This window comes from Verrucomicrobium sp. BvORR106 (genome assembly GCF_000739655.1).
In the GTDB taxonomy this organism is placed as follows: Bacteria; Verrucomicrobiota; Verrucomicrobiia; order Verrucomicrobiales; family Verrucomicrobiaceae; genus Verrucomicrobium.
The window spans coordinates 17,776-33,547 of the sequence record NZ_BATR01000090.1; the positions used below are offsets into that span (position 1 = coordinate 17,776).

Below are 15,772 nucleotides of genomic sequence, written 5' to 3' on the forward strand. Positions count from 1 at the left end.
GGGAGCGGAGAGATGGCACGAATCAGAACGAAATCCCGGCCTGTCACCAAGACCATCATGATGACTTGCCCGTTGCCCCCTCCGTTCACCATCGGCGGTTGTGCAAGCACAAACCGCCGCTCCTTGGGCTACATCTCAACTCCCGCCGCCATTCACCGTTACTTTCATGAACCGCAACCCACCGGCCAGCGGGATCTTGTACTCATGCACGCCTCCCGTTCCCGTATTGGAAACAGGCATCCAGGAATCCACCGCCAGCGTCGCGCTAGCCTGGGCTCCATAGGTCAATCCGGCGGCCACTCCAGCCGCAGGCGGTGTGAACCGGATCACCAGGTATTCGCCTTCCACCACCGGCTCCGGGAGCTTGGCTGCTCCGTTGGAAACGTTGCCTGACTTTGGATCCAGATCGAAGGCAAACTCCATCAGGTTGGCCAGGCCGTCCTTGTCAAAATCCGCCAGATCCGCGGCATCGCCGGAGTTGTTGGCGGTGTTGAAGTGCTGGTAGCGCCATCCCTGCTGCGCGGTCACACCCGTGCCAGCCAACTCCACGAGGAACGGGCTTTCATCGGTGTCATTGCTGGTGATCTGCAGTATGGTGGTGCGTGTGCCCAGAGTGGCCGGAGTAAACGTGACCGTGACCACGGTGGATTGCACGCCCGTCAAGCTCGCGGCGGGAGTCGTCGTGATCACGAATTCGCTCTGCTGGCCGCCCGTGGTGGTGGCGCTGACATTGAGCGTGCCGCCGATGGTGTTGCGCAGGGTGAACGACCGCGACACGGCTGCGTTCTGCGCCACCAGACCGAAGTTGTAGAACGCGCTCTCCACCTGCAGGTCGGCCCCGCCTGGTGCCTCGACCGCCAGTTCCGGGGCGCTGGAGTCGTACGCCTGCACATACTCCACGAGACCGCTGCTGCCGTTGTAGCGTCCACCCACCACCCGGGCCCTGGCGCGGATCAAGCCGGTGGTGGGCATGGTGGTACCCGTTATTTCCCATTCTCCATTGGCCGCCCGGCTGCCCTGGCCCAGTCGTGTCCATGTCTGGCCTGAGTCACCTGAGGCATCAAAGGTGACCGAATCCGCCTCCGGTGCCCCGCCGCCGCGCTTCCAGCGGATGGCGTTCTGGCTGGTGCGGTGCAGATGGTTGGTGGGGGAGTTGGTGACGAACAAGGCCAGACGTTGAGCGGGAAGTCCGCCGTAGTTGGTGAAGGGGCCTGCGGCGAGCGCTTTGCCGGACGATAACAGGCAGAGGTGCTCGACATAACCCGTCCCGGTTCCTACGCTCATTTGGAATGCAGCGTCTTCGGCTCCGTTAAATTGCAGGCGGCGCAGTCTGGAGCCACCGGGCGTTGCGTAGCTTTCGGGATTCGCCCAGTTGAAGGGGGCGTGGCCGTTCAGGACTGACAATACTGCGCCGTCGGCTTGCAACACCGCGGGAGCCATTCCAGCACCTCCGCTGTGCGTGTACTCTGCCACTGCGCCGTCCGCCGACCAGCGCATCACGTTTCGTTCGCCTCCTCCTCCGGCAATCACTTTTCCGTTCGGAAGCATGCCAACTCCACCCACCAGAAACTTTGCGTCGGCTGTCTGGGCAATCATTCCGATGAGGACCCCATTTTCGGCGAACCGGAAAGCGTGAGGGCGGGCCATGATCAGTCCAGGAGTGCCCGTGGGATAGGCGTAGTACATCCTCCCCGCTATTACCAACGTGTTGTCTGGGGCGACCCCGATGGTGTTGATTTCTCCAGCGAAGGTCACGGGGCGTCCTTCCCGATTGAAGAGGAATGTCGTGTCGTCTGCACCATCAGGCAGGAGTCGACGAACACCCAGTTCATTGGCACCCCCTACGAGAATCCTACCATCCGGGAGGACGCGCAGGACATTCACAGTTTTCGTGATGGTGGGTGCATTGAAGGTGAAATCTACTGAGCCATTCGGCAGGAGGCGCACCAGCTTGGGTCGGGTGGCTCCATTGAAAGTATCAAAGATGCCCCCCACGAGAATCTTGCCATCGTCGAGCACTGCCACACAGTACACACCGTTCACGTTGGGGCCGGTGCCTGTGTCAAAGGTCGGGTCGACATTGCCCGCAGCGTCGATACGGAGAAGACGGCGAGCCGAACTCACGTTGTTGTCACCCCCGATGAGAATCTTGCCATCCGGCTGTTCCGCCATGGCATGCACCGTGATATCGGGAGGGGGCACGAAGTTGCGGTCCAGTTGGCCCGGATTGAGCAGCACCAACACGATGTCGTTGCCGGTGCCCCCGTCGTACCGGATTTGTAGTTTCACCGGACTCGAGCCGTAAGTGACACTGTAGGTGCCTTCAATGATGCTGCGATCCGGCAGGCCTGAGAACTGCCCCGTCACCAGGCTGGATGAGGTGTTGTTTACCAGCACCAACTCGGTGCTGGCATTTGCATTCAGATCCAGAATGATCGTGCCTAGGACATGTCCCGTGGCGTCGAAACCCTCGGATTGAACAGCGCCGCTCGTCGGATCAGTGAAAGTGCGATTCCACGTGCTGGCGGTGGCGCTGCCCGTGAGGGCGATGTCGAAGGATGATTCGTCCGCGTCATTGCTGGCAATGTGAAGTGCGGCGCTGTAGTTCCCAACGCTGGCGCGTTGGAACTTTACCAAGAACGTGGTGGCCTCCCCAAAGCCCAGTGCTGCGGCGGGCGGGGCTATGACTTGAAAGGCACTGGCTTGGGAACCTGTGATGGACGTGTTGACTCCTGTGAGCGTGCCGGGCCCCGTGTTGACGATGGTGAAGCTTCGCGTCGTGGCGGTACCGGGAGTGCCGTCTGTGAAACTTACCGTCGAGGCATTGTCCGCGAGATTGCTGCCCTGTTGACTCACCGCGATTTCTGGGGAGGGAGTTCCCAAGGGTAGCGTCTGCACATCGTGATGACCGGCCCAGGCAGCACGCGCTTGAATCGCACCATTGCCAGTGGGGATGATGCCTGCCCATTCCCAGTAGCCCGATCCGTAGGTCGGGAACACAGTAGAGGTCACCGTGCCCTGGGCATTGAGGAAATCAAATGCCACACGTGATGGGGCACCACTGGCGCCCGTGCGAGTCCAGCGCACTTTGCCAGCTTGTGGAATGGTCAGTTGTCGCGTGCCTGCGTCATTGAGCCGTCTCTGCACGCGTTCAGGGAACTGCCCGGCCACCACCAACGTCCCATCGTGATGAAGCGCCATGGCGGAGACGTTTTGACCTGTATTCCCAACAAAGGTGGTGTCGCGTGTGCCGTCACTGTTGAAGCGCAGCAAGTTCCCCGGCCAAGCCGCATCGGTTGGCAGGGTGCCAGGGAGGGAAAGCACGTATTTGCCATCGCTCTGGAGCGCGGCTCTCAAAATGTAGTATGGGGAGCTAACAACCGGCAGGCTTGTGAAACCGGTGTCCCGAGCCCCATTGGTGAGGAGGCGTGTGACCTGGACGTAGGAGGTCTCGCCCTCATACCTCATGACGCCCACGGCAATCAATTTGCCATCGGATTGGACCAAGATGTCCTGGATCTCGTTGTACGGATGAATTTCGAGCACCGGGGTGAATGCGGCATCGATCGAGCCATCAGCGTTGAGTCGGCTGATGTTGGGGCCGGCACCATAAGTGGATCCGGCATAAAATGACTCGAAGCTGCCTGCGACGAGAATCTTGCCATCTGGTTGTAGAGCGAGGGACTTGATGGTGCCCCCATCAAAGAAGTAGTCCCGATCAAAGCTCGTATCGAAAGTCCCGTTGGCATTCAGCCGGCGTAGGTAGGCTCTGCTGAAAGAGCTGTACTGCTCCACCTCACTGACGAGAATTTTTTTATCCGGACTCAACAGGATCGATACGTGACGTGTGTTTCCCGACTCCCAAAGGCCGCGGAGGATGGGGGCCTGGAAAGTAGTGTCGAGTCTCCCATCAGTGAAATATCGGACGACTGTGGGGCGGGGAGTTTCAGACGTCGAGGTCGACAGGATGCCTGCCGCCAGGATCTTGCCGTCACTCTGCACTGCCAGAGAGCTGACTTCGGCTCCCGGGTAAGTCTCGGGCTGGAAGGTGATATCCGGCGTGCCGTCCGCATTCAACCGAAACAGCCCGTGGCGAACTCGACCACTGACCAGGAATGATTTTCCGGCCAGGACAACCTTCCTATCGGGCTGGACGGCGATAACTGTCGGAGCCTGATCAATGGTGAGTCCGGAGCCAAAGCTGGTGTCCAAATCTGCTGGCGCCGCCATCGAAGCCGCGCACCAGGCGCAGACGATGGTGAAGGCAGCAAGTAGAGTTAGACGGCGGGCGACAGAGGGGGAGATGGATTGCATGGGGGCGTGCAGGAGGGTAGCTTAAGCAAAATCCTGACGCAGGAAAGCGCTTTTTGCCTTGCTTCCTCCACAATAAGCTCCTCCAGGTCCTTGCCCCCCGACCTCAAGTCTTGCGTCTTGTGTCTCCGCCGCAGTCTGGTGTCTACCGTTCCACCACCGGATCCAGCCACACTCCCCAGTCGGAACCATTGCCATTGCCGCCGTCGGTCACTTTGAACTCCAGCTTCTGCACACCTTTCACCTCCACGTCGAACTCCACGGCGCTCCCATCCTGGAGCTTGGGGCTGCGCCAGAGGGCGCGACCATCGCCGATGATGAGGCAGTTCACGGAGCCATCGTGTCCCGTGGCCAGTCCGGCGACACCTTTGACGCGGGTCCACTTGCCACCCAGATCCCAGACATGGCGGGCGGGTGCATGGGCATAGAGACCACGGGGGTAGAGGCGGCTGCCGGCGATCAAGAGGTCGTCTGGGGCAGGCAGGCGGTTGATCAAGGGGCGACCGTAGCCCACTTCTACCTCCAGGGTGGCGGCATCGGAGAGGTGGCAGACATTGCCGTCCACCTGGGAGGGGTGGGGGCCAGCCTTGCCCTGCAGGGTATTGGCCAGCACCTGCGCGGTTTCCAAGATGCGGGGCTCCACGCGCTGGTTCGCCAGTTCGTCTAGCGCCAGGCGCACGCCCACTTCTTGCCGGGCGTTCACCGCCTTCATCAGCGGAGCCAGGGCCTCGGCCGCGTGCGTGGCGCTCAGGTCCACCCGGCCATCAGCCTCCACATAGTAGGGAAAGGTCCGCTCTGCCCCGGGCGAGGCAAAAGAGCTCATCGCCCCGTTGGCCTGGGCGGCCACGATCCCCAGCATGCCTGCGCGTCCGCTTTTTAAGGCATTGCACTCCAGCGTGAAGCGACCTTCCCTGTCCGGCACCGCAGTGCGCGTGGTCGCGTCATAATTGCTGCCGCCCGCGGGGTCCATGTAGCCGATCACCGCATACACCGGCGGATCCGCCGTGACGCGTCCGCTGAAGGTGAAGGACTTGCCATCCGCCGAGGGCGTGAGCTTTGCCTCGCTGATCACGGCATTGGGTTTGACATCGAACCCCTTCACCGATCCGCAGAAGACGGGGTGGGAGGCAAGCCGCAGTGCCTCGCCGAGGGCGAGGAAAGTACCCTTGCCTTCCCCGCGCAGCTCCTCGCTGTACGTGTGATTTCCTGATCCCATGAGCGCCGTGCCCCAGAGGGCGGACTGGTCGGCCCGTGCCTTGTTGTGGGGCAGCCCCAGGGCGTGACCCACCTCGTGTGCTACTCCGCCGATGAAGATGGTGTTGTAGCGGCCGTAGGAGATCTTGCCGTACTGGCCATCCTGGAGGAAGGGCTCCTTGTCATCCAGGAGGTCCAGGTCCAGCAGCGGGGAGTCCACCTGCCAGGCGGTGCCGCTGCGGTTGGTGCCGCCTGCGTAGTAGGGGCTGTTCTGGGACATCGTCTGCTTGATGGGGTCCCAGTTGGACATGTTGCAGAAGATCACGATCGTTTCCTTCTCCGCATCCAGGCCCGCCTTCTCCAGCACGGGCAGGCACTCCTTGCGGATCTTGCCGCCGCTCTGCACCGAGTAGTCTGAGTAGGGGGCGTCTCCCTTCACGAGATGGATCTTCACCAAGCCGTCCGTCTCATGTTGGAGCTTGATGGTGCGAGGTCCCAATCCGTTGCGCTCCATCTCCCTGGCATAGAACGCCTGGATGTGCCCCAGGATCTTCGTGAGCCGCTCCCGGTATCTCGGGGCGGGTTCCCGGTCCTTCGGGGTCCAGTACACCAGATGCAGGTAGCGTTCCTCTTTCTGTGGCTGATCCGCCTGCCAGGTGTCCAGGATCTTCCGGGCAGCGGGCACCTGACTGGCGATCTCCTCCTGCGGCGTGGCTGCGCCCGCATCGAGCGAGAGGCAAAGACCAAGTCCGCAGAGGACGAGGAAGGGGCGGAGGGAGAGGGACATCAGAACAAATGGCCTGAGTTTCAGATCTGTGACGCGGTTCAGGGCGCGACACGCTGTCTAGACAGGATTAACAAGATTTTGGCCAGATTAACAAGATGGGAATTGGGGAGGCATTCGGCGTGAAGAAGGGGTTTTTCTGGTGCGTACTGGAGGCGCTTCTGGTTTTCTTACGCGTATTTCCCATGAAAATCCGCCCTCTCTCCCTCCTCCTCGCGCTGGCCTTGGTATCTCCGCTGCTAGCGGCGGATTCCGTGAAACCCTTCAATGGCGAAGACCTTACTGGTTGGGAGGCAAAATCGGGGAAAGGTACCAACAAGTGGGTCGCTTGTGAGACGGGCCTGGACAAAGAGAATCCGCAACTCTTGCTCGAGATGATTTCAAGTCCTCGTCAGGAGGGTTCATTCGAGCTCGTAAACCTCGCTACAAAGCACGGAGACAGCGTGGATCTCTACACGAAGCAGAAGTTTGGCAACTGCCGCATCGAGCTGGAGGTCATGGTGCCCAAGGGGTCCAACTCCGGCATCTATGTCATGGGCGAGTACGAGGTGCAGGTGTATGACTCCTTTGGCAAAGCCAAGATGGAGCCCAGCGACATGGGCGCGATCTATGGCGCAGCCGTCCCGTCGGTCAATGCCAGCAAGGCCCCCGGCCAGTGGCAGAAGTATGTCATCGAGTGGCAGGCCCCCAAGTTCGACGCCGCCGGCAAGAAGATCGCCAATGCCAAATTCCTCAAGGTGGAGCTCAATGGCCAGGTGCTGCACAAGGATCTGGAGATGCCCGGGCCCACCCCCGCAGGTGTGACCGGCAAAGAGGCGGCAGAAGGCCCGCTCATGTTCCAGGGTGATCACGGGCCCGTGGCGTACCGGAACATTGTGATCACGCCGATGTAGGAACAGAGACACAAGACACAAGACTTGAGCGCAGCCGAAGCTGTTCGTAGTTCAATCTTTAGATTGCTCAGGGTGCGAAAGAGCGTTTGAGGCGTAGTTGCGGTTCGATTCCTCCACCTCGTCATTGCATCACTTGCGCAGGAGCACCATTGCAACTCGGGCCGCGTTCTGCTAAACCCACGCCATGGCCGAAAAACCCTCCAAGAAATCGGCGAAGGTCGCAAAGAAGACCCCGTCGGCAAAGAAGACAAGCAAAGCTGCCACCAAGTCCGCGCCACTCAAGCCGGCGAAACCTGGTGAAGTGGTCCTGCTCTCTGGTGGCAATCCGCAGATCGCCAAGGGCGATGGCGACGTACCCGTGCAAGCCTACATCGCCGCCATGCCCGGCTGGAAGCGTGACGTTGGCCGTCGCCTGGACGCGATCATCCAGCGCACGGTGCCGAAGGTGTACAAGGCCGTGAAATGGAACTCACCTTTCTACGGTCTGGAAGGGCAGGGGTGGTTCACCGCCTACCACTGCTTCAACAAGTACGTTAAAGTCACTTTCTTCCGGGGCCTTTCCTTGAACCCCGTGCCCCCTGGTGCTTCGAAGAGCCAGGACACCCGCTATCTCGACATCTACGAGGACAAGCCCTTCGATGAGGTGCAGTTCGCGGACTGGGTGAAGCAAGCCAGTCTGTTGCCCGGGGAGAAGTTGTGAGACAGGATTAACAAGATTTTTGACAGATTAACAAAATGGGGAGCAGGGTGAGTCTTCGCTTGTCGGCCTCATTCCGAAGCTAATCCCTGAAAGGGATTTGTAGCACAGCCCAACGTTGGACGAGCCTTAAGCGAGTCAACGTTGGGTGCCTCCGCAGAGGAAAATCAGGGGGGAAGGCCGACAGCATCCGCTTTCTCCTCATCGCCATCAACGCCTCCAAGTCGCCCCCCAGGTTCCTTGGCAGGCACTAACTGAAGCGTCTGCGAGCTTCGCCTTGCCGATGATGTCACCAAGTTCCGATAGACTCAGGCATCATAGCGCACCCAGCGTCGGAGAGTGTCCCACCTCCCCGCCCCAACTTTTTTTGATTCTTTTTCCCGAAATGTCGAAATGGGTCTGGGTGACCCGTCATCGATGCGGGGTGTCGATGGCGCGGCCTGCGCTTCGGCACCGATCCTTCCTGCAATCCAACCCCACCCCTTCAGTCGATTCGATCCCTATGAAATACGCTCTGCTTGTGCACATGAACAAAGAGGCTGGCGACCAATACGATGTCGCCAGCGCGAGAGCCGCCGGCATGGCCTATGGCGAGGCGCTGCGGGCTGCGGGCGTTTTTGTCGCCGGCGCTGGGCTGGATGCTCCGGAGAAGTCCACCATGGTCACCCTGAGGAACGGTCAACGCGAAGTGCATGATGGCCCCTATGCCGAGACCAAGGAGTTCCTCGGCGGGTTCGTCGTGATCGATGTGCCCCAGCATGAGGACGCCCTCGAGTGGGCTGCCCGTCATCCCTCGGCCGCCTTTGCCTGCATCGAGGTGCGCGCCCTCGCGGGTTCTTATTTCGCCACCAGCGGGAAGTAGCCCCGCTCTGCAACGGATCATTTCACAACGAAGGGACCTCACCTGATGACCTCCATTCTGCTCACCTTTCTGGTGACCGCATTGATCTTTGGCGCTGCCGTGGCTGTGGGCTTCCGGCTCGCGCGCTCTCCCAAGCCCTATCCGCTCGGCTGGCTGGGTTTTCACATCGCTCTGTTCTTCGTGATCGCCATGGCCATTGGGGCCTGCATGAGCGCGATCGAATCTGTGCTGGGCAGCGCCACCATGTCGCCGAGCATCACCGCCCTCTCCTGCGCGGGGCCATCACTGATCGCCCTGTTCATCAGCGGCATCGTCATGCTCTTTGGCAAAAAGAAACGCCGCGCATGGATCATGGTCCACAAGGTGGCGATGTATCTCCTCGCCCTGACGCTTGGCACCGCGGGTGTCCTGGCTGTGATGGGACGGTGAGCCGTTGGCCCTTCAATCATTTACGTGCGTTCACGTCACTCACTGCATCGCTCGTGGAAACAATGCGGTCGGCAGCGTCGTAGTCGAAAGATGATCCGACGCTTCTTCATTCTCAGCCTTGCCTGCCTCGCGGCATCCCCGCTTTTTGCTGAACCAGTCAGACGAATCGATGCCGCCGCCTATCCGTCGTTGCAGGCGGCGGTCAATGCTCTCCCGCCGACCGGTGGCGTCGTGATCATTCCAGCAGGGGAGCATGTGCTGATGGAGCCTCTCATCATCAAGGGCGGTGAGATCCGCATCACCGGCGATGGCCCGGCGACTCGCCTCATCAACAAGAATGAGCAGGGGCAGCCCGCCATCTCCATCCGTCCTCCCGCAGACCCGAACGCAAAGACGAACAAGAAACCGGAGCTGTGGCGCGTGCAGATCGACAACCTGCGCCTCAGCGGCAATCCCAAGAGCGGCGACGGCATCTACGCGGAGCGCACCATGGAGATTCTCCTCCGCGCCCTGTCCATCGATCACCATGGCGGTAACGGCGTGACCCTGGACTACTGCCTGGAGAACCCACGGGTGAATGACTGCAGCTTCACCTACAATGCCAAAGCGGGCCTGGAGGTGATCGGCTGCCACGACATCATTGTGAACGGCAGCCAGTTCGAGGAAAATCAGGACGGCCTCCGCTGCAAGGACGGCTTCAACCTCACCTGCAACGGCAATAACATCGATGACCACCTGCGCCATGGGATCGTCATCGAAAACACCGCTTACAGCGTGTGCAGCGGCAACATGATCGAGGAGTGCCGTGGCACCGGCGTCATTCTGGATTCCGACTGCTTCGGCATCACCGTGAGCGCCAACATCATCACCCATCACCTCGGCGGCGGCATCGACCTCGTGGATGCCAACGGCTGCGCGATCAGCGCGAACACCTTCATGCTCTGCCATGGCTTCGCCGTGCGGTTGGGCAAGGAGAGCGGCAGAAACAGCATCAGCGCCAACACTTTTGCCAACAGCCACGTTGGCACCGGCGGAGACAAGGTCAAGAAGCGGGATGACAAGGATCCCATGCAGAATGACACCGGCTCCGGCATCGTGATCGAAGGAGCCAAGGACCTCACCATCACCGGCAACAGCTTCTCCGGCCTGGAGACTCAGGCCGTGAATGCCACCGGCGGCGCCTCAGGGGTGCTCGTCAGCACGAACAAACTCACCGACTGTGCGAGGAAGCTGCCCGCAGGCACGAAGTGGATCGATCTCGGTGATGCGACGGAGTCGATGGAGAAAGATAACTTGGGGGCAAACTAGAGACAGGATTAACAAGATTTTGGAAGGATTAACAGGATGGGGAGGGGTGGGCTCTGTTGGTAGTTCAAACTTTAGTTTGCCTCAGTACGTCGTGGACATTCCGGATCGCCTAAAGGCGGAACTCCAACCCTGGTGCGAATGTTTCCTGGAAACAACACGTTCGTTTCCGCTGCTCAGGCTGCGATGCCTCGTCATCAGGGTTGCAGTGCTTCCATATGAGATTTTGGAGGCGCACCAGGGTTGGAGTTCCGCCTTTAGGCGGGTCAATAGGCATCGTGCCCGTGACGCCATCCTCCGCCCCTGAATGCCCGCCTATCCCCCATGTCTTCTGTCTGCCACCTGCCTACTGCGCCGCCGCTCTCCCATACACCTCTACCGCCGCTTTCTGCAGCGCCGCCCGCATGTCTGACTTGTCAGAGTTCGGCAGGTTGGCGCGCTGGATCAGGAGCACGATGCCCAGGCCGCGGGTGGGATCGATCCAAGCCTGAGTGCCGTAAGCGCCGCCGTGGCCGAAGCTGCCGGGGCTGAGGGCGGCGGTCACGCCCTGGGGTTCATTCACGATGTGGAAGCCCAGGCCCATGTGCATGCCGTCGGAGAAGCTCACCTTCATGTCGCCGGTCTGGTTGGTGGTCATTTGCTTGAGCGTCTCTGCCTTCAGATACCGCTTCCCGTCCAGTTCCCCGCTGTTCAGGATCATGCGGTAGATCCGGGCGAGATCGCCCGCGGTGGAGAAGAGTCCGCCCGCCGCCAAGGCCATGCGCTTGCGGTCAGAGAGGGGAGGGGTGAGGTACTTCACCGTGGTCTCTTCCAGACCAGGAGTCTTGTCCGCCTTGGGCTGGTAGGACTTCGCGATCCGCGCCATTTGGGCATCCGTGGGCCAGAAGGTCGTGTCCTTCATGCCCAGCGGGGTGAAGAATCGCTCCTGCATGAACTCGGCATACGGCTGGCCACTCACCACCTCAATGATCCGTCCCAGGGTGTTGATGCCCGGGTTGCAATACTGCCACTTGGACCCCGGCTCGAACTGCAGGGGGCTGATCGCGTAGGTGAAGACCGCCTCCCGCAGCGACAGCGCATCCAGCGCCTGATCTTCCAGCGGGCTCTTGCCCACCAGACCGCTCGTGTGGGTGAAGAGATCCTTCACCGTGATGGGCCGGGCCGGCTTCTTCAGCACCACCTTGTCAGCGGTCCTCTCCTCCACCAGCATCTGCCCTTTGAACTCCGGCAGGTACTTCGACACCGGGGCGTCCACCTGCACCTTGCCCTCCTCCACCAGCATCATCACCCCCATCGCCGTCATCGGCTTGGTCATGGAGGCGATCCAGAACATCGCGTCCTCCGTCATCGGCTTCTTGGCCGCCAGATCCGCCTGGCCGAAGGCCTCCAGGGTCAGCACCTGATCCTTGTTCACCACCAACGCCACCGCCCCGGAGATCGTCTGGTCCGCCACAAAGGGCATCAGGCTGGCGTGAATCGGTGTGACCGGCTTCTCCGCCCGGCAGGGCAGCCAGCTGATCGAGAGAGCAAGAAGGGGGAGGAGGAGAAAGTGCGGGCGCATCGTGCGGAGGATACGGGGCGGGAGGGGGAAACTTCAAAAGCCAAACTTCAAAGTTCAAAATTCAAATCTCAAAGGCCGGGAATCGAGGGGGGCAGTCTGCTGGCAGGAGTCGCGCTCTGAGGAGGTCGGCGATGCAGGGACTCAGTTTTGAATTTTGAAGTTTGGCTTTTGAAGTTTGCCTGCCCCGATTTTCTCTTCGCCCCCGACCCCCACCGCCCCTCGCTTGTGAAATTTTTCACAAATTAGGCTTGCCGCTGTCGCCAGTTCGCGCACTGTCCGTTTTAGTAGAGTAGTCCCAGACTTCCCGCCATCTCGCATGCCCACGACGGTCCAAGAAATCGAAGCGCCCGACAACGCAGCCAAGGCTGCGCAGTATGCTCAGGGTCACGAAGAAGCCGTGTCGGACATGATCGGCGAGAAACTGGTGCTCAACATGGGCCCCTCCCACCCAGCCACCCACGGGGTGCTGCGTCTGGTGTTGGAGCTTGATGGTGAGATCATTACGAAGGCGGATCCGGACGTTGGTTACTTGCATCGCGGCGATGAAAAGATCGCTGAGAACATGCACTACAACCAGTTCGTCCCGTACACGGACCGCCTGGACTACCTGGCCCCTCTCGCCAACAACGTGGCGTACGTCATGGCGGTGGAGAAGCTCATGGGCTGGAAGTTGCCCGAGCGTGGCGAAGCCATCCGCGTGATCTGCTGTGAGATGGCCCGCCTCTCGTCCCACCTCCTCGGGGTGGGTGTGTTCGCCATGGACGTGGGCGCCATGTCCGTCTTCCTCTACACCTTCACGGAGCGTGAGAAGATCTACAACCTGAGCGAGCAGCTCACGGGCGCCCGGTTCACCACCAGCTACACCCGCGTGGGTGGCCAGACGCGGGACATGAACGAGGCATTCATCTCCGGCCTCAAGACTTTCCTCAAGGAACTGCCCCCGGTCATCGATGAGATGGACGCGTTGCTCTCCCGCAACCGCATCTTCCTCGATCGTACCCAGGGCCTCGGCATCATCACCAAGGAGGACGCCCTTTCCTTCGGCATCTCCGGCCCGAACCTGCGCTGCACCGGCATCGATTTCGACATCCGGAAGGCGCACCCGTACCTCGGCTATGAGAAGTACGAGTTCGACATCCCCGTCGGCACCACCGGCGACAGCTACGACCGCTACCTCTGCCGCATGGAAGAGATGCGCCAGAGCATCCGCATCCTGAACCAGGTGCTGGCCGATCTGCCTGGCGGACCCATTAACGTGGGCGACCCCAAGAACCGCCTGCCCAAGAAGGAAGGCGTGCTCATGAAGATGGAGGAACTCATCCACCACTTCATCGTCGCCACCCAGGGTCTCGATGCCCCTGCCGGGGAGGTTTACTTCGGTGCGGAGAACCCCAAGGGCGAACTCGGTTTCTACATTTGCAGCAAGGGCGGCGGCGTCCCGTATCGCCTGAAGATCCGCAGCCCCTCCTTTGTGAACCTGAGCATCCTGCCCAAGATTCTGCCCGGGCACATGCTCAGTGACGTGCCCGCCATCCTTGGCAGCTTTGACTTCGTGATGGGCGAGTGTGACCGCTAAGCCCCTATTTTCCGGATCGTACGTTCCCTTTCCCTTATGGCGTTAGAAGTGCCCGCAGCGTTGGAAGCCAAGATCGACGAGGTAATCACGCATTACCCCGTCTCAAAACGCAGTGCCGTGCTGCCTCTGCTTCACCTCATGCAACATGAGTACCGCTACATCACGGATGATGCGGTGAACTGGGTGGCGGCCAAACTCGGCCTGCAGCCCATTCAGGTGCTTGAGGTGGTTACCTTCTACCCCGGCTTCCGCCAGAGCGCCCCGGGCAAGTTCCACATCCGCGTCTGCCGCACGCTCTCCTGCGCCATGGCTGGCAGCTATGAGCTGATGGAGTCCCTTTGCAAGGCGGCGGATATCGACCGCTCCCATGTGGACCACCACCACCCCATCGCCGTCAGCGCCGATGGGAAGTACAGCATCGAGTTCGCCGAGTGTCTCGCGAGCTGTGGCTTCGGCCCCGTGTGCATGGTGGAAGATGATTTCCATGAATCCGTGAAGCCTGAGGCCGCGGCAGAACTTTTGAAGCAATATCAGTGATGAGCGCCGCCATTACCTACAAAGCCGGCAAGCAGCCCCACCCGCGGGAGCATCGCCTGATTTTCCGCAACATCGATCGTGAAGGGTTCAATCCCTCCATCGAGTGCTTCGTGGCGAACGGCGGTTACGAGATGCTCAAGAAGGCCCTGGGCATGGAGCGCCAGGCCATCATTGACGAGGTCAAGAAATCCGGTCTGCGTGGCCGCGGCGGTGCGGGTTTCCCCACCGGCGTGAAGTGGGGTTTCATCCCGCCCACGAACACGAAGCCCGTGTACCTCATCTGCAACGCAGACGAGTCCGAGCCCGGCACCTTCAAGGACCGCTACATCCTTCACCAGGATCCGCACCAGCTCATCGAGGGCATGGTCATCGCCTGCTTCGCCGTGAAGGCCACCCTGGCCTACATCTACGTGCGGGAGGAGTTTCCTGAAGCCGCCATCATCCTGGAGAAGGCTCTGGCTGAGGCCCGTGCCAACAACTTCCTGGGCAAGAACATCCTCGGCAGCGGTTATGATCTGGACATCTTCGTCCACCGCGGTGCCGGTGCCTACATCTGCGGTGAGGAAACCGGCCTGATCGAGTCCCTGGAAGGCAAGCGCCCCTATCCGCGCATCAAGCCTCCGTATTTCCCGGCCGCCCTCGGCCTCTACATGTGCCCCACCATCGTGAACAACGTGGAGTCTCTCTGCCACGTGAAGCACATCCTGGAAATGGGCGGTGAGGAGTACGCCAAGCTGGGCACGCCCAACAACACCGGCACCCGCATCCTCTGCGTGAGCGGCGATGTGCAGAGGCCTGGTTACTTTGAAGTCCAGGTGGGCAAAGTCACCATGGGCGAGGTCATCAACGACCTCTGCGGCGGCTTGAAGCCCGGCCGCAAGCTCAAGGCGATCATCCCCGGCGGATCCTCCGCCAAGGTGCTGCGCGCCGATGAAGTCTTCAAGCTGCGCGACGGTCGCGAGCTGGGCATCATGGACATCCCGATGGACTTCGACACCATGGCCGCCTGCGGCTCCATGGCCGGGTCCGGCGGTGTCATCATCATGGACGACAGCCGCTCCATGACCTGGGTCATCAACAACCTGAACAACTTCTACGCCCACGAATCCTGCGGCCAGTGCACGCCCTGCCGTGAAGGTTCCCTGTGGATGAAGAAGATCAGCGACCGCATCGTGGCCGGCGAAGCCAGCCCGTCCGACGTGGCCGAGCTGGAGCGCGTGGCGAACAACATCGAAGGCAAGACCATCTGCGCCTTCGGTGAAGCCTGCTCCTGGCCCACCCAGAGCTTCGTGAAGAAGTTCCGCGAGGAAATGATCGGCGACACCAAGCCCGAGCTGGAAGACACCATCAAGAACCCCGAGTCCATCCTGGCAGCGGCCAGTTTGAAGTAGGGGGAGCAAGTTTTCGGTTCCAAGTTTTAAGAGGGGGAAGCAGCGATGCTTCCCCTTTTTTTGGATCGAGGAAAGTGACACGGGCTTCCAGCCTGTGCGTGCCACCGGCGTCCCGCCGGTTCAGTCGCGAGCAGGGGATGTGCCCCAGCGCTTTCCACTTCGCATCTCGGCAAACAAACTCGGGGGAGATCCCTCGAACCCGGAGGGTTCACCATGAATAGCCCCGGGTTGA

General features: G+C 60.8%; 11 protein-coding genes. 8 read left to right on the forward strand and 3 right to left on the reverse strand.

Annotation, left to right across the window (positions count from 1 at the left end; translation table 11 throughout):
• Positions 1-135: 135 nt before the first annotated feature.
• Both BV106_RS13820 and BV106_RS13825 read right to left on the reverse strand, forming a co-directional pair.
• Positions 136-4,314 (reverse strand): choice-of-anchor D domain-containing protein, encoded by a 4,179-nt coding sequence (locus BV106_RS13820; protein ID WP_081891713.1) that lies wholly within the window; start codon positions 4,312-4,314, stop codon positions 136-138.
• A 142-nt stretch (positions 4,315-4,456) separates the two neighbouring features.
• Positions 4,457-6,292: an NPCBM/NEW2 domain-containing protein gene (locus BV106_RS13825; protein WP_038165542.1), complete on the reverse strand. Its 1,836-nt coding sequence runs from the start codon at positions 6,290-6,292 to the stop codon at positions 4,457-4,459.
• Positions 6,293-6,474: 182 nt separating this feature from the next.
• Here BV106_RS13825 and BV106_RS13830 point away from each other — a divergent pair, with 182 nt between their 5' ends.
• The 5 genes from BV106_RS13830 (at position 6,475) to BV106_RS13850 (ending at position 10,478) form a co-directional block, all read left to right on the forward strand.
• Entirely contained in the window at positions 6,475-7,182 is a 708-nt protein-coding gene (locus BV106_RS13830) for a DUF1080 domain-containing protein (protein ID WP_038165544.1), read from the forward strand.
• A 184-nt stretch (positions 7,183-7,366) separates the two neighbouring features.
• Positions 7,367-7,882 (forward strand): DUF1801 domain-containing protein, encoded by a 516-nt coding sequence (locus BV106_RS13835; protein WP_038165547.1) that lies wholly within the window; start codon positions 7,367-7,369, stop codon positions 7,880-7,882.
• A gap of 499 nt (positions 7,883-8,381) precedes the next feature.
• The gene (locus tag BV106_RS13840; protein ID WP_038165549.1) at positions 8,382-8,741 is read left to right on the forward strand and encodes a YciI family protein; all 360 of its coding nucleotides are present in this window, start codon (positions 8,382-8,384) and stop codon (positions 8,739-8,741) included.
• A 45-nt stretch (positions 8,742-8,786) separates the two neighbouring features.
• Positions 8,787-9,170: a hypothetical protein gene (locus BV106_RS13845; RefSeq protein WP_038165551.1), complete on the forward strand. Its 384-nt coding sequence runs from the start codon at positions 8,787-8,789 to the stop codon at positions 9,168-9,170.
• 90 nt (positions 9,171-9,260) lie between these two features.
• Complete coding sequence (locus tag BV106_RS13850) at positions 9,261-10,478, forward strand: right-handed parallel beta-helix repeat-containing protein (protein ID WP_038165553.1); 1,218 nt, start codon at positions 9,261-9,263, stop codon at positions 10,476-10,478.
• Between the two features lie 343 nt (positions 10,479-10,821).
• Here the strand turns inward: BV106_RS13850 and BV106_RS13855 are convergent, their stop codons facing one another.
• On the reverse strand, positions 10,822-12,036 hold the full coding sequence (locus BV106_RS13855) for a serine hydrolase domain-containing protein (protein WP_038165555.1): 1,215 nt from the start codon (positions 12,034-12,036) through the stop codon (positions 10,822-10,824).
• 316 nt (positions 12,037-12,352) lie between these two features.
• Here BV106_RS13855 and nuoD point away from each other — a divergent pair, with 316 nt between their 5' ends.
• From nuoD to nuoF, 3 genes are read left to right on the forward strand one after another with little or no spacing between them, the layout of a single operon-like run.
• Positions 12,353-13,612, forward strand: a complete 1,260-nt coding sequence (gene nuoD, locus BV106_RS13860) for an NADH dehydrogenase (quinone) subunit D (RefSeq protein WP_038165557.1) — start codon at positions 12,353-12,355, stop codon at positions 13,610-13,612.
• A gap of 36 nt (positions 13,613-13,648) precedes the next feature.
• Entirely contained in the window at positions 13,649-14,149 is a 501-nt protein-coding gene (locus BV106_RS13865; protein ID WP_038165559.1) for an NAD(P)H-dependent oxidoreductase subunit E, read from the forward strand.
• Positions 14,149-15,540, forward strand: coding sequence for an NADH-quinone oxidoreductase subunit NuoF (gene nuoF, locus BV106_RS13870; protein ID WP_038165561.1), 1,392 nt, complete (start codon positions 14,149-14,151; stop codon positions 15,538-15,540). The genes BV106_RS13865 and nuoF overlap by 1 nt, the downstream gene beginning before the upstream one ends.
• Positions 15,541-15,772: the final 232 nt, after the last annotated feature.